General features: G+C 60.6%; 16 protein-coding genes. 8 read left to right on the plus strand and 8 right to left on the minus strand.

Going from position 1 to position 14,054, the window contains the following annotated elements:
- The first annotated feature begins 40 nt into the window (after positions 1-40).
- The gene (locus VFG26_RS00805) at positions 41-1,669 is read left to right on the plus strand and encodes a CTP synthase (RefSeq protein WP_325021228.1); all 1,629 of its coding nucleotides are present in this window, start codon (positions 41-43) and stop codon (positions 1,667-1,669) included.
- 33 nt (positions 1,670-1,702) lie between these two features.
- Here VFG26_RS00805 and VFG26_RS00810 read toward each other — a convergent pair whose 3' ends face one another.
- The gene (locus VFG26_RS00810) at positions 1,703-2,890 is read right to left on the minus strand and encodes a hypothetical protein (RefSeq protein ID WP_325021230.1); all 1,188 of its coding nucleotides are present in this window, start codon (positions 2,888-2,890) and stop codon (positions 1,703-1,705) included.
- Positions 2,891-3,012: 122 nt separating this feature from the next.
- Here VFG26_RS00810 and VFG26_RS00815 point away from each other — a divergent pair, with 122 nt between their 5' ends.
- Complete coding sequence (locus VFG26_RS00815; RefSeq protein WP_325021232.1) at positions 3,013-3,507, plus strand: polymer-forming cytoskeletal protein; 495 nt, start codon at positions 3,013-3,015, stop codon at positions 3,505-3,507.
- A gap of 87 nt (positions 3,508-3,594) precedes the next feature.
- Here the strand turns inward: VFG26_RS00815 and VFG26_RS00820 are convergent, their stop codons facing one another.
- On the minus strand, positions 3,595-3,861 hold the full coding sequence (locus tag VFG26_RS00820) for a hypothetical protein (protein ID WP_325021234.1): 267 nt from the start codon (positions 3,859-3,861) through the stop codon (positions 3,595-3,597).
- A gap of 316 nt (positions 3,862-4,177) precedes the next feature.
- Here VFG26_RS00820 and pqqA point away from each other — a divergent pair, with 316 nt between their 5' ends.
- A complete protein-coding gene (gene pqqA, locus VFG26_RS00825; protein ID WP_015597947.1) occupies positions 4,178-4,267 on the plus strand; it encodes a pyrroloquinoline quinone precursor peptide PqqA in 90 nt (29 codons plus the stop codon).
- 110 nt (positions 4,268-4,377) lie between these two features.
- Positions 4,378-5,244, plus strand: coding sequence for a 3-deoxy-8-phosphooctulonate synthase (gene kdsA, locus VFG26_RS00830; RefSeq protein ID WP_325021238.1), 867 nt, complete (start codon positions 4,378-4,380; stop codon positions 5,242-5,244).
- Between the two features lie 268 nt (positions 5,245-5,512).
- On the opposite strand, the gene VFG26_RS00835 is transcribed toward kdsA, so the two are convergent.
- The 6 genes from VFG26_RS00835 to VFG26_RS00860 all read right to left on the minus strand — a co-directional run bounded on the left by VFG26_RS00835 (position 5,513) and on the right by VFG26_RS00860 (position 10,668).
- Positions 5,513-5,749 carry a hypothetical protein gene (locus VFG26_RS00835; protein ID WP_325021240.1) on the minus strand — a complete coding sequence of 79 codons (237 nt, stop codon included), beginning with the start codon at positions 5,747-5,749 and terminating at the stop codon, positions 5,513-5,515.
- 191 nt (positions 5,750-5,940) lie between these two features.
- Entirely contained in the window at positions 5,941-6,609 is a 669-nt protein-coding gene (locus tag VFG26_RS00840) for a hypothetical protein (RefSeq protein WP_325021242.1), read from the minus strand.
- Positions 6,610-6,617: 8 nt separating this feature from the next.
- Positions 6,618-7,622 carry an ABC transporter permease gene (locus VFG26_RS00845; RefSeq protein WP_325021244.1) on the minus strand — a complete coding sequence of 335 codons (1,005 nt, stop codon included), beginning with the start codon at positions 7,620-7,622 and terminating at the stop codon, positions 6,618-6,620.
- The gene (locus VFG26_RS00850) at positions 7,622-8,401 is read right to left on the minus strand and encodes an ABC transporter ATP-binding protein (protein WP_325021246.1); all 780 of its coding nucleotides are present in this window, start codon (positions 8,399-8,401) and stop codon (positions 7,622-7,624) included. Before VFG26_RS00850 ends, VFG26_RS00845 begins: the two co-directional genes overlap by 1 nt.
- A 34-nt stretch (positions 8,402-8,435) precedes the next feature.
- Positions 8,436-9,419 (minus strand): YVTN family beta-propeller repeat protein, encoded by a 984-nt coding sequence (locus VFG26_RS00855; RefSeq protein WP_325021248.1) that lies wholly within the window; start codon positions 9,417-9,419, stop codon positions 8,436-8,438.
- 64 nt (positions 9,420-9,483) lie between these two features.
- Positions 9,484-10,668 carry an ABC transporter substrate-binding protein gene (locus VFG26_RS00860; protein WP_325021249.1) on the minus strand — a complete coding sequence of 395 codons (1,185 nt, stop codon included), beginning with the start codon at positions 10,666-10,668 and terminating at the stop codon, positions 9,484-9,486.
- A gap of 229 nt (positions 10,669-10,897) precedes the next feature.
- Between VFG26_RS00860 and VFG26_RS00865 the strand changes: the two genes are divergently transcribed.
- From VFG26_RS00865 to VFG26_RS00880, 4 genes are read left to right on the plus strand one after another with little or no spacing between them, the layout of a single operon-like run.
- A complete protein-coding gene (locus tag VFG26_RS00865; RefSeq protein ID WP_325021251.1) occupies positions 10,898-11,545 on the plus strand; it encodes a DUF3280 domain-containing protein in 648 nt (215 codons plus the stop codon).
- The gene (locus VFG26_RS00870; protein ID WP_325021254.1) at positions 11,542-12,522 is read left to right on the plus strand and encodes an ABC transporter substrate-binding protein; all 981 of its coding nucleotides are present in this window, start codon (positions 11,542-11,544) and stop codon (positions 12,520-12,522) included. The genes VFG26_RS00865 and VFG26_RS00870 overlap by 4 nt, the downstream gene beginning before the upstream one ends.
- Complete coding sequence (locus tag VFG26_RS00875) at positions 12,485-13,297, plus strand: ABC transporter permease (RefSeq protein WP_325021256.1); 813 nt, start codon at positions 12,485-12,487, stop codon at positions 13,295-13,297. The genes VFG26_RS00870 and VFG26_RS00875 overlap by 38 nt, the downstream gene beginning before the upstream one ends.
- Positions 13,285-14,043, plus strand: coding sequence for an ABC transporter ATP-binding protein (locus VFG26_RS00880; RefSeq protein WP_325021258.1), 759 nt, complete (start codon positions 13,285-13,287; stop codon positions 14,041-14,043). The genes VFG26_RS00875 and VFG26_RS00880 overlap by 13 nt, the downstream gene beginning before the upstream one ends.
- Positions 14,044-14,054: the final 11 nt, after the last annotated feature.

The raw sequence follows: 14,054 nt of genomic DNA on the forward strand, positions 1-14,054 counted from the left end.
GCTTCCGAATCCGGGGTCGGCTGTGCCAGAACCAAGGCCCATGCAGCGGTATATCTTCATCACCGGCGGCGTGGTCTCCTCCCTCGGCAAAGGCCTCGCGTCCGCAGCCCTAGGCGCGCTTCTACAAGCGCGCGGCTATTCAGTTCGGCTCAAGAAGCTTGATCCCTATCTGAATGTCGATCCCGGGACCATGAGCCCCTATCAGCACGGCGAAGTTTTCGTCACCGACGACGGTGCGGAGACGGACCTGGACCTTGGCCATTACGAGCGCTTCACGGGCGTGCCGGCGAAACAGTCGGACAACGTCACGACGGGGCGCATCTATCAGGACATTCTCGCCAAGGAACGGCGCGGCGATTATCTCGGCGGCACGGTGCAGGTCATTCCGCACGTCACCGACGCGATCAAGAATTTCGTGCTGTCGGGCAACGAGGACGTCGACTTCGTGCTCGTCGAGATCGGCGGCACGGTCGGCGACATCGAGGGCCTGCCGTTCTTCGAAGCGATCCGCCAGCTCGGCAACGAGTTGCCGCGCGGCGCGTCCGTCTTCATTCATCTGACGCTGATGCCGTATATACCGTCGGCGGGCGAACTGAAGACGAAGCCGACGCAGCACTCCGTCAAGGAACTGCGCTCGATCGGCATTCAGCCGGACATTCTGCTCTGCCGCTCGGATCGCGAAATTCCCGTCGGCGAGCGCAAGAAGATCGCGCTCTTCTGTAACGTGCGGCCCGAGGCTGTCATTCAGGCGCTCGACGTGGCCTCGATCTACGATGTGCCGCTCGCCTATCATCGCGAGGGGCTCGATCGCGAGGTGCTCGCCGCGTTCGGCATCACCGGCGCGCCGAAGCCGGATCTGATCCGCTGGGAGACGATCTCGCGCGGCATCGCGCAGCCCGAAGGCGAAGTAACGATCGGGATCGTCGGCAAATATACCGGTCTCAAGGATGCCTATAAGTCGCTCAACGAAGCGCTCGTCCACGGTGGCCTTGCCAATCGCGTGAAGGTCAAGCTCGAGTGGATCGAAAGCGAGATCTTCGAGCGCGAAGATCCCGCGCCCTATCTCGAAGGCCTCAACGGCATTCTGGTGCCTGGCGGCTTCGGCGAACGCGGTTCCGAAGGCAAGATCCTGGCGGCGAAGTTCGCGCGCGAGCGGCGGGTTCCCTATTTCGGCATTTGCTTCGGCATGCAGATGGCGTGTCTCGAAGCGGCGCGCAACTTGGCGGGCATCAAAGACGCCAGCTCGACGGAATTCGGCGACACGGGCGAGCCCGTCGTCGGCATGATGACCGAGTGGATGCGCGGCAACGAGCTCGAAGAGCGCCGCCAAGGTGGCGAACTCGGCGGCACGATGCGGCTTGGCGCTTATGAGGCCACGCTCGCCGAAGGCAGCCACATCGCGAAGATCTATCATTCAACGCAAATCTCGGAGCGCCACAGGCATCGCTACGAGGTCAACATGCGCTATCGCGAAGCGCTCGAACGCGCTGGGCTTAAGATCGCCGGCTTATCGCCGGACGGTCTTCTGCCCGAGACGGTCGAATATCCCGATCACCCGTGGTTCATCGGCGTGCAGTATCACCCGGAATTGAAGTCGCGGCCGTTCGATCCGCATCCGCTGTTTGCGAGCTTCATCGCGGCGGCCGTGGAGCAGTCGAGACTGGTTTAAGCCAGATCTCGACCGGTCCCTCGGCTCTGTGTGTCAGCGGGTCTGGTTGTGGAGCTCGAACGCGGCGGCGAGTGCTTTAGCGCCGTCGAGCTTGGCCTCCAGTTCCATCTTGGCATCGGTCGCGGCGATGAGCTTTTCGACCGTGTTGTTCTGGACGGCGATGAGATTGCGCTCGAACCCATGGCGCTGGAAGAAATTCGCAGTCGGAATTTTCTTCTTCATCGCATCCGGCATGGAGACCATGTCGAAGCCGTTGCCGTCGCCCGTCAGGTTGAACATTTCCAGTTCGGCGGCGGAGAGGGACTTCGTGTAACCCATGCGCTTGGCGTAATTGAGCGACGTCAGCAGCTTTTCGACCTGCATCAGCGGGCTGATGTCGATGTCGAGGACGAGCGCGTGGATGCCCTGGCCCTTGGGTGTTTCGGCGAGCTTAACGTGCGCGCTCCACTCATCGGGTACGGTGCGCGTGAATGCGATCATCTTCTTCAGGGTCGCAATTTTCTTCAGCAAGCGCTCCTTGCGCTCGCCGTCTGCCGCGTTGGCTTTGGCGCGCAAGGCGGCCACGAACTTATCGCCATTCTTGGCCAGAAGACCGACGCTATTGGCGCCGAGAAGCTGATTGTAGCCGAGCGCCGTTGAGATCGCGCGCTCGGTCGGCAGGCCGTACTCCAATCCGGCTTGGATGTCGTAGCTGCCGTTGCCCGTGGATTCGAAGGCGTAGATTTTAACCGCCTGTTCGGGCGTCAATCCGGCCGCGAGAGCGAGCTGCGCGTAGGCATGGCGGTACTGCTCGTCGTTCGCCGGGCGTTCGGGCGTGAAGCCGAAGTGCTCTTTCGCGTTCCTCAGGAAGTCTTCGACGACCGGAATGTCGCGCGGAGCTTTCTTTTCCGGATCTTCTGGTTTCGGCGGGCCGCTATAGACGGGCGGCTGCGCGAGCACGTAATCCGCCGGCGTCGTTTTTTCTTTCCGCTGCTGTTTCGCCCGGCGAAGGGTGCGCTTTCTGGCGATCTCGTCCCAATAGGGGCCGGCCACGACTTCATAGGCGGCGCGCGCTTTGTTGTATTCGGCGAGCTTCTCGCGGTACTGCGCAATCTTCTGAGCCTGATTGGACGGTGCCGTTTGCGCCATGCTCGTTGCCGGTAGCGCGGCCACAGCTGCAGTCGCGATGGCGCAGACCGCGGGGATGAACGAACGAGGTGAAATCAATAAAAGCTTGTTCAAGAGAGTCTCTCCCTCAGTTTTTCTCGCAGTGTGCCCTCTTGCCGCTGCAATCGCATGTCCCTTTTGGTCTGGCGGGACAGGGCATTTCTCATCTTCATAGTGATCAATTGTTGGGGGTTCTCATGTTCAGTCGTGATTCACGAGCAGAGACGCGTGCGGAAACTGCCAGAACCAACGCGACGCCTGTGGCGCCGCCACGCTTTTCGGGTCCGATCGGCGTTGTGGCCAATGCCGCATCAACGCCGGGCTATCAGCCCACTTCGACGGACAGGCCCACATCCATTCTGGGGCCCGACATTTCCATCTATGGCCAGCAGCTTATCCTGAAAACCAAAGGTTCGCTGCTGATACAAGGTCACATCGAAGGCGACGTACACGGAGAATCTGTCACAGTCGACGATGGCGCCCACGTCAAAGGCATCATCACTGCGCGCACAATCGCCATACAGGGCGGCGTGAAGGGCGAACTCAAAGGCTCCAACGTCATTCTTCACGAGCATTCGGTCGTGGAAGCGAACATCGTGCAGGAGCGGCTTACGGTCGCTGAGGGCGCGCACTTCGAAGGCAGCGTTAAGAAAGCGAAGGACGCCAGCGAAGTGACGCCGGATTTATCGTAAGCGCGACGCGGCGTCCAAACGAAAAATCCCGGCGTCATGCGCCGGGATTGATGATCAAGCGATGATCGCCGACCGTTCAGCCCTTCGTTATGGCGTCGTTGCGGGCGGCGGCGTTGCCGGTTCACTCGTCGTCGTCGTGACATCGGTTCTCACGTCGAGCTTTAGAACTTCCGTGTAGAGCAGAGCGCCGAATACGATCGCGAACACAACCGCTGTTGCGAAGGCGTTCAGTACGCGGTTGGAAAACGAAATCATATTGCCGATCAGGTCCAGGACGAAGACGATTGCAGCGCCGATCAGAACGGGCTCGAGGTAAGGCCGGACAGGCTCAAGCCAAGTGACGTTGTCGAGCATTTGATGGTCTCCACGTGCTTTTGTTATGCCGCCTTCTTCGAGTCGCGGCTTGCTTTATTGGATTAGCACGCGATAAGGCCGCCAAAAGTGACGGTGCATCTGCGAATGCGTGTGAGGCTGGTCAACTGAAGCACCGAAACAACAGTTTTCGTGAGCGCGAACCCTTTGCCAGAGTTTTGATATGATATAACAATTCGACTTTTCGATCACGAAAAGTTTGACCGCTGTCAGAAAAAAGAGATTGGTAATTGAGGGGTTGTTTCACTAACTAAGCATCCAACAGGAACAACCTGTATAAAATAGACGGAGGACGCACATGAAAGTCTGGACGAAGCCCGCAGTTCGCGAGCAGGAAGTCGGTCTCGAAGTCACCAGCTATCTGCCGGCTGAAATCGACCTCATCTAAAGAATTCAAACCTTCGGGTTTCTGAACGGCGGCCATCGGCCGCCGTTTTTGTTTGGGGTATGCGCTCTCAGGGCTCGCGAGGCGGCGCCGCGGCGGCTATAAACCCGCCCATGACTCAACATGAAATTTTGAAGCCTGCCGCCCAGGTTCGCGTCCGCGACGTGGTTTTCGGCAACGATCAGCCCATCGCGGTCCTCGCCGGACCCTGCCAGATGGAAAGCCGCGCGCACGCCCTCGAGATGGCAGCGGCTTTGAGCGAAATCTCGCAAAAGCTCGGGTTTGGTCTTGTCTACAAGTCGTCGTTCGACAAGGCGAACCGTACCTCGCTCTCCGGCCGCCGGGGGATCGGGCTCGAGGCCGCCCTGCCGGTTTTTGCGGAAATCCGCGAGACGTACGGGCTGCCGGTCGTCACGGACGTTCACGAGGCGCGCCAGTGTGCGGCCGTCGCCGAAGTCGCCGACGTGCTGCAGATCCCAGCTTTCCTTTGCCGCCAGACCGATCTGCTGATCGCCGCCGCCAAAACGGGGCGGGTGGTGAAGATCAAGAAAGGCCAGTTCCTGGCGCCGTGGGACATGAAGAATGTCGTCGCCAAGGTGACCGGGTCGGGCAATCCGAACGTGCTCGTCACCGAGCGCGGTTCGAGCTTTGGATACAACACGCTGGTCGTCGATATGCGGGCTCTTCCGCAGATGGCAGAGACGGGTGCTCCGGTCATTTTCGATGCCACCCACGCCGTCCAGCAGCCGGGCGGGCAGGGGACATCATCGGGCGGGGACCGGCGCTTCGTGCCGGTTCTGGCGCGCGCAGCGGTGGCCGCCGGTGTCGCCGGGCTTTTCATCGAGACGCATCAGGATCCGGACAAGGCGCCGTCCGACGGGCCGAATATGGTGCCGCTGAAAGAATTCGGCGCGCTCATTTCCGAGCTGCAGGCCATCGACCGGGTCGTCAAACAGCAAACGAGCGCGAGCCACGCCTAGCTCGCGCTCATTCCAGTTGCTGATTTTCTAGAGGCAGGTTGGCATTAGGTTCGGCCAGTTAGATCCCGGCCGGGCAGTCGGGCATTTCCTGAGTGCAGTGTTTTTGGCAGTTGAGACTTCGAAGCTTCTTCGACTGAGCCACCGTGCGCTGCGGATGGCTTTTTGTGTTCGTGCTTTTACTTCACTTGCCGCGCGCCAAGACGCAGGTCCGCTTTCCCGGGTAGATGCGGATGTTTCGGCGAACGTATTTCTTGAGGTTGTTTCTTCGTTAGATGACCGGCCAGAATTTGGCCGCCAGCGAGGCGACGTGCGCCTTGCTTGTCAAAGCACCCAATTGAGCTTCGGAGCCAACGCGAATGCCGGCGAGGCAGGCATTGGGATGGCAGGAACTGGGGTGCACTCTTCCGACGTTGATTGCGGCGATCGCCACCGACGTCAAAAGCAGGCTGGTTGTTGAAATACACGAGGCGTAGGCAAGTGCACGCGAGACAAGTTCGTAGTGCATGGTCAACCTCACAACGCGAGACCAGGGATGACAACACTTCGCTTGCAACTTGGCTTCGGGTTTTGGGAAGAGGCTGGTGCCGAAGCCGATGAGTTGAGACTATGTCAACCTTGGTTAAGGACGCGTTAAGACTAACCAAACGTGAAGATTATTTTTGCTCTAGTTGAGGCTGGGCGGTTTCTCGGCTCTGATTAGCTCTTCATTTCAGCGCGAATGGCGCGGGCGAGAGCGCCGGCGCGTTCGTCGATCAGCTGGGGAATTTCACAGGCGATCGGAATGTTGGCCTGCTTCTCCTGGAAGGCACGTACCTCCCACTTGTACTTTTCTTCTTTGCTCGAGAGCTCGGAGATCTCGCCTGCAGGGGCGTGTGTATCCTGCGCCGGCGCACCGTTCTCATCGAGCGGGGGAAGCTCGATACCTTCTTTCTCGATTTCCTTGGCGCGCTCGAGCTGGCGCTTGTGGAAGCGCTCGATGCCCGACATGACGAGCCTGCGATCTTCGTTGGTGCGGGTGAGGACGGCAGCGAACAGCTCCGTCAACTTTGCGTCACGAGCATCAGGCGGGACGCCCTCCGCAAACTTCTTGATCGCAGCATCAGCCTCTTCCTCGGTGACGCGGCGCGAGATCAGGTACTGCGAAAGCTTGCGGATGGTCTCGTCCTTGCGCCAGCTCGACGTGTCCTTGATCTCGGGACCATCCCAAATCGTTGCCGCGCTCAGGACCGGGACTTTGCGGTAGACGCAGGGCCATTCGGGTTTCGCCGGCTCGTCGCCAAGGGCCGGAGCCGCAATGGCTGCCAAGGCCCCGAACGCTGTCAGGATGTGCAAGCTGGCGCGAAGAGAGTGTCCGAACGTTTTCATTTCCAACCTCAAGCTGAACTGCCGGGGCCGCCGCGCCGAGCGATCAACCCTTTCGACGGATTGTAGGCGAAAACCGCCGCGGCAAGGAAGACGGCCGTGCAACCGACGACGATCGCGAGCGAAACCAAATCGACCTGTCCATAAAGCCCGAAGCGGATCAATTCTACCGCATATGTGAAGGGATTGAGCCGGCAGATTTCGTAGAGCGCGGGGCTTGCCTCGCGGATGCGCCACAGCGGGTACAAGGCTGAGGAGGCGAAGAACATCGGGAAGATGACGAAGTTCATCACGCCAGCGAAGTTCTCGAGCTGCTTGATGACCGACGACATGAAGAGGGCCAGCGAGCCCAGCATCAATCCGGCCAGGATGATCGCAGGAATGACGGTGATGTAGCCGGCGAATGGCTGCATGAAGCCCGGCACAGAGAAGAGCGCGGTCAGGATCGGCTCGCCCATTGGCGGTATGGCGCCTCCAGCCCATGTGGGCGGATCGAAGAACGTGAAGAGTTTCACGTCCGTGATCGGGGGTGGTTCGATGCCCCAGAACCATGCAACCAGGAGGAAGGCGTAGACCTGCAGCAATGCAACCGAGACGCCGCCCAACAGCTTCGACAAGAGCAGGAACGAACGCGGGAAGGGGCTGATGAGAAGGGTCCGCATCGAGCCCGTTTCGCGGTCATAGACCATCGAGAGCGACGACTGCATCGCATTGAAGAGCAGGATCATGGCGACGAGGCCGGGCGCGATATATTCCTCGTAGAGAACGTAAGTCTCGTACGGCGGGATGATCGATACGCCGAGGGTTTGACGGAATCCTGCTGCGAAAATGAAAAGCCAGATCAGCGGCCGCACGAGGGCGGACAAGAACCGTTCGCGCTGGTGCAGGTAACGAAGGATTTCACGCCAAACGATGCCTTTGAAGCAGGCCCAATAACCTGCAATTCCCAGGCGGCGGCGGGCCGCATCGTCGCTTTCGTGATAGGTCCGGACAAGAGGCGCCGCATGCGTCGTCATCAGGCGGCCTCATCAATCGTTGTTTTCGTGCCGGTCAGGTTGCGGAACGCTTCCCGTACGCTCGTCGTGCCGGTCTGGGTTAGGAGCTGTGGGACTGGTCCATCGTAGAGAACCTTGCCCTTGTGCAGAACGACGACTCTATCCGTCGGCAGAACCTCATCCATCAAGTGCGTCGCCCAAAGGACGCCGACGCCTTCGTGGGCGACGAGGTCGCGAACGATCTTGATGACGCTTTCGCGGGAGCCGAGATCTAGGCCGACGGTTGCTTCGTCGAGCAGCAGCAGGTCAGGGTGGTGCATCATCGAGCGGGCAATTTCCACGCGCCTAAGCTGGCCACCGGAGAGAGCCCGGATCTTCTCATTGGCGCGATCCGCCAATCCGACGAGTTCCAGTGCCTGGCGGGCGCTCTCTGCTGCCGCCCTGCCAGCGAAGCCATGCAGCGCCGCGTGATAGCGAAGGTTCTGCATCAGGGTCAGGTCAATATCGAGCGTGCGGCTTTGAAAGACGACACCCAGGCGCTGCAGGGCCTCGGAAGGCTTGCGGCGCACGTCGAAGCCGCGAATGGCGATCTGGCCCGAGACGTTGTCGTAGAGGCGCGTGATGAGCGAGAAGAGGGTCGACTTACCCGCCCCGTTGAGGCCGAGCAGGACGACGAAGGCGCCCTGCTCCACGGTCAGCGAGACGTTGTCGAGGACCTGCCTGTCGCCAAAGCTGTGGCTCACGCCGCTCACGACGAGGGCTGGCGTCCGTTCGGCTTCCGCCGGCGCTTTCGATGCCATCGCGCAGTGCCTCACATTTGTTTTTCGCAACCGCTCAGTTGGGCGAAACCACAACGCCCCAGGGATAGCGGCCGACCTTGATCGATTTGATTGCCTTCTGATTGGCAACGTCGATCACGGTCACATCGTTCGAGGCGCCGTTGGTCGTGAGCAGGAGTTTTTCGTCCGGCGTGAAGTACATCTGCCAGACGCGCTGGCCAACAAGAATGTACTTAAGCACCTTCAACGTCGCCGTATCGATCACGGCCACGCGATTTGCCGGCCCAAGCGCCACGAAGGCCGTCTTGCCGTCCTTCGTGATGCGGATGCCGACGGGCTGGATGGCTTCCTTCTCGACGCCCGGGATTTCAAAGTTGACCTTGCCGACAATCTTGCGGTCGGCGGGATTGATGACGGTCACGGTGCCGCCGATTTCTGCTGAAACCCAGAGCTGTGTCTGGGCGGCGTTGAAAATTGCGACGCGCGGACGGCTGTCGACGAGGACGTTATCGAACGTCTTGTGGTTTGCCGTGTCGATGAAGTGGGCCATGTTCGTCGTCTCAGACGTGTTGACCAGCACCTTGCCATCGGGGCTCATGCCCATGCCCTCCGGCTCGACGCCGACCGGGATTTCCGTGATGACCCTTGAGGTTTCGATGTCGACGACCGTCACGAGGTTGTCGTCCTCGTTCGCCACGTAGAGCCGCTTGCCGTCCGGATGCAGCGTCAGCAACTCGGGGTCGGGACCTGAGGGGAGGCTTTTGACGTACTCGAGCGTCTTGGCGTCGTAGATCTTCACGTCGTCGTCGTCGCTGGTGCAAATGATGATCCATTTGCCGTCGTTGGACATGACGATGCCGCGCGGACGCTGCCCGACCTTCGCGGTCTTGATGACTTCCATCTTGTCCGTGTCGATGACGGAGACGGTGTTGTCCTTCTCATTCGTGATGTAGGCGGTATAGGCGCTCGCGGAGGTCGCGTAAGACGATGTCAGCAGGGCAGCGACGGTCACGGACAAGGCTTGCGAAAATCGGGGCATTCTCGTCTCCAGGTGGAAGTATTTCATGGGGCGTAGGTCTGCAGGCGCGAAAGGTCGGATCCGGTCATTGCGTGTAGGCCTTGCATTTGCTCTCGGGTTTATCGAGGCCCAGCGTGTCGAGCACGCTGAACTGATGCAGGAAGCCCACTTGCGGTGAGACGCTGACCAGGTGCTTGGGTGTCGATACGAGGAGCGGTTCGCGCAATTGGCCGTTCCAGGCGCGGAAATTCGTGGCGACGCCCTTGAAGGCTGCGACCTGGAATTCGGGCGAGCGGATGTAGTCGCGAAGCGTTTTGAAGTCGCTCGTCTGCTTGCGCGTCGCCGCCTCGCCGATGGCGCGTGTGGCGACCCAGGCGTCATAGTCGATCGGGCGGATGATGCGGCCGCTCAACTTTTTGAAGCGGTTCTGGAACTGGGTTCCACCCCACAGCTCGAGTGCCGGATGCCAGCTTGAGGGCACGAGGCCAGCCGAGCCTGCGATCGGGCGGGGAATCCAAGTCCGGAAGGGGAAATAGTCAGCGAACACTTCGTCATCGTCCGCGACGACGACGACGTCATGATCCTTGGCGCCCTGCATGAACTGCGGGATCTGTTGCTGGATCTGCTCGTAGCCGCCGTCGGCCCGGCGGTTGCCGGTGTCGATCTTGAAGTGGCGTTCTTCAACGATCTTGGCGCCGAACTTTTTGGCGGCCCGTTTGTAGGCGTCGGCGAGCAGCTGGTCATTCGGGCTCGGGCCCACGACCAGGAGCCAGTTCGGCCATTTCTTCCAGACGAGGTACTGGGCGAGCGCGTCGGCAAGCATCGAGCGGGTCGGAGCCGTGTGCAGGACGTTGGCGCGGCAGTTCTCCTCGCGAACGCTGTCGTCGGCATTGCCGGCGTTGAAGATGAGCGCTGGTTTGTCCTTGAGGGCATCGGCGAACTTCAGAAGCGAGGCCGGCTCCATATCAGCGATAACGAAACTGTCGCCGCTCGCGACCTTCTCCTCGGCGCCCTTGATCAGTTCATCGACGTCGCCTTCCAGAACGTCCATGTGGAAGGTCTGATTGAGGAAGCGGCCCGTCGTATTATTGTCTGCAATGCCGAGCTTGGCGCCGGCGATGCCGTCATCCGGGTTGGGCTGGTCGAGCAGCGAGAGGGGAAGCTCCTTCTGCCTCTTCTCCTTAACGTAAAGGATGTGGACGTTTACGCCCTCGGGTTGTGCCGAGGGGATTGGGATCGGCGCAGGTTCGGTACTGGTGCCCTGGGCCAAGGCCGGCGCGGCTCCGGCCAGCGCGAATAAAAGAGCGGCCGAGACGGTCTTCCAGCCTGATGCTCGTGTGTGTTCAGCGGTTCGGGTGCTCAGGAATGCCAATGATCAACTCCAATCGGCTTTTGGCTAAGCCAGCCTCGTGACGCTAACTGTTACTGTGTTGCTAAAAGGGGGCCGGGCTCCGTGTTGTCAAGTTGATGACTTCCGGCTCGCGCGTTTGTGACCGGGAATGGTCAGCAAAGCGAACCGGGACCTCTTGCAATGGCGGGGGGTAAACGGGCACCTACAGTTGGCGCTTGGACAGGCGCGTCCAATAAACCGTGAAGTCCCAGATCGCTCAAACACTTGGAAACGACCGTCCATGTTCTCGTTTAAGCACTTCTTATGCTTGCTCCTACCGTTTCTTATTGGCTCGCCAGCCTACGCAGCGCCGACCAAAGCCGCCGTTTTTCCCTTCGACATGCACGATGCGCAGCAGGACGGGGAAATCGTTCCGCAATACAACCCGGAGGATTTGCGGCGCCTGAAGCTCGTGGCGGATGAGCTGAAGTCGTTAATGGCGAAGGACGGGAGGTATGCCGTCGTCGACTTGAGTGCGCAGGCGGGGGAGATCGAAAAAGCTTCGCCGTTCCATGATTGCGGCGGCTGCGAGGTTCCGATCGCCAAGGAAGCCGGGGCGGATCTTGCCGTTACCGGTTATGTCGACAAGGTGACCGATGCGTTGCTCAGCGTGCGGATTGTGGCGCGGGACACCAAAACCGGCGAACTGACCAAGACCATGTCGGCGACCGTCAACGGCAACACCGACGAACTTTGGCTGCACGGCGTTCGTTATCTCTGGAGGAACCGCTTCAACGTCGAGGCTCCAGCGCAATGATGACGTTGACACGCCGCAGCGTTCTGGCCGCTGGATCCGCACTCGGCGCGGCGTCGCTGTGGCCGCGTTTTGCGGCCGCCTCCGTCCCGGTGCGGCTGACCTCTGTGAAGTTCGGTTCGGTCAGCTGGCTCATCGACACGATCCGCCAGGATGGAATCGACAAGAAGCACGATCTCGATTTGCGGATCGTGGAGGTTGCGAACAACCAGGCAGCCCCGGTCGCGCTCCTTTCGGGGGCGGCAGACGTGATCGTCAGCGACTGGACCTGGGCGCTCCGGCAACGTGCCAAGGGGGACGACCTGAAGTTCGCTCCCTATTCTTCTGCGCTCGGCAGCCTGATGGTCAGCAAGGACAGCCCGGTCAAATCGCTGGCCGACCTCAAGGGCAAGAAAATCGGGGTTGCCGGTACGGGCATCGATAAGAGCTGGATCATGCTGCGTGCGTACTCGCGCAAGACGCTTGGCGAAGACATCGCAAAAGTGTCGGAGCCCGTCTTCGGCGCAGCTCCGCTGGTGTCGGAAGAATTCAAGAACGGCCGGCTCGACGCCGTCTTGAACTTCTGGACGTACGCCGCGCGGCTCGAAGCCGGAGGCGCGCATGAACTCCTCACGATGGCGGACGTGGTGCAGGGGCTCGGCATCAGCCCGACGCCGCCGCTCGTCGGTTTCATATGGTCTGAAAGAGAAGTCCGCGACAACAGCATTCCGGTCACCAAGCTGCTGACGGTCGTCGCCGAGGCTAACCAGGTGCTCGCTTCTTCTGATGCGGCCTGGGAGCGGTTGCGGCCGTTGATCAAGCCGGCTTCGGATGCCGAACTTGTTGCGATCAGAGATTACTACAGGTCCGGTATCACGGGCTCGTGGGGAGAGGCGCAGACGGCGGCTGCAAAGAAGCTGACAGACCTGCTCATTGAACTCGGCGATACGGAACTCGTTGGCGATGGCACACACTTCGACCAGAATCTCTTCCACACCTAGGCCGTTCACCGCGCCGCTTGGTTTTACGGCTGCGATGGAGCGTCTGGCGTGGATGGCAGGCTCCCTTTTGGCGCTGGCGGTGCTGTGGTATCTCATCGCCGCCTACGCGCAGAACCGTTACCTGCCGACTCCGATTGCTGTTTTCGATGTTCTATGGCGTGAGAGCGCGAGCGGTGATCTCTGGGTGAATATTTCCGCGACGCTCCTGCGCGTCGCCATCGCATTCCTGGTTTCGATGCTCATCGGCACGGCGATCGGTCTGGCGCTGGGCCGCTTCAAGACCGCCGACAAGTTCTTCGACGCCTGGCTCATTCTCTTTCTCAATCTGCCGGCGCTCGTCACGATCACGCTTTGCTACATCTGGTTCGGGCTGACGGATCTCGCGGCGATCACGGCGGTGGCGCTCAACAAAATTCCCAACGTCGCCGTCAATATGCGGGAGGGCGCGCGCAGCCTTTCCCGGGACCTCGACGAGATGGCGAGGATCTACAAGTTTGGGCGTTGGAAAACGCTGCGCCACGTCATCCTTCCGCAGCTCGCACCCTTTTTCGCAGCGGCGGCGCGGTCGGGTCTGTCGCTCGTCTGGAAGATCGTGCTGGTCGTCGAAGCCTTCGGACGGTCGAGCGGTGTGGGCTATCGCTTGAGCATTGCGTTTCAGGAGTTCGACGTGAGCACCATCTTGGCCTACGCGCTGGCCTTTATTCTGATTGTCCAAGCCATCGAATTCTTGGTGTTGCAACCGTTGCAGGCACGGGTGACCGCATGGCGGCGTTGAACGCGTTGGAACTCGAAAAGGAAGCCAGCCAAGGAGCGGCGATCCACGTCTCGGTTCGCTCCAAGATCTTCCCGCCGGTCGGAGACCGCGAAGCTCAGCTCGTGCTGAAGGATATTTCCTTCGATGTCGCGCCGCGGTCGTTCCTCGTCATCACGGGGCCTTCCGGGTGCGGGAAGTCGACTTTGCTGAACATCATCGCCGGGCTTGACCGGGACTATGACGGCAGCGTCGATCTCGGGCCGGCGACAGACCGCTTAGCGTTCATCTTCCAAACGCCGCGCCTGCTGCCGTGGCGCACGGTCTACGAGAACATCGCGCTGGCGTTGCCTAAGGGCGATCCGCGGCACGCTCGGATTGCGGGCATGCTGGAGCGCGTGGGGCTCGGGCAGGCGATGAATGCCTATCCTGAGCGGCTGTCGCTCGGCATGCAGCGGCGTGCGGCCCTGGCTCGCGGCTTCATTCTGGAGCCCGAAATTCTGCTTATGGACGAGCCGTTCGTGTCGCTCGACGAGCAAACCGCCGACAGCCTGCGGTCGCTCCTGATGGAGCTCTGGCACAGCCACCCCACCACCGTGATTTTCGTAACCCACGACAGGACCGAGGCAATTCAGCTCGGGACGCGCATCTTGCGCTTGGCGCCCGGAAAGGCGAGTGTCATCCAGGATGTGAGCATCGATTTGACCGAGGCGCAGCGCCGGGACCGTGCTGCCGTGCTTCAGGAGCAGAATCGCATCTTCGCCGCCTGATACGGCCGGCG

It is taken from the genome of Hyphomicrobium sp. (assembly GCF_035687085.1).
Classification (GTDB): Bacteria; Pseudomonadota; Alphaproteobacteria; order Rhizobiales; family Hyphomicrobiaceae; genus Hyphomicrobium_B.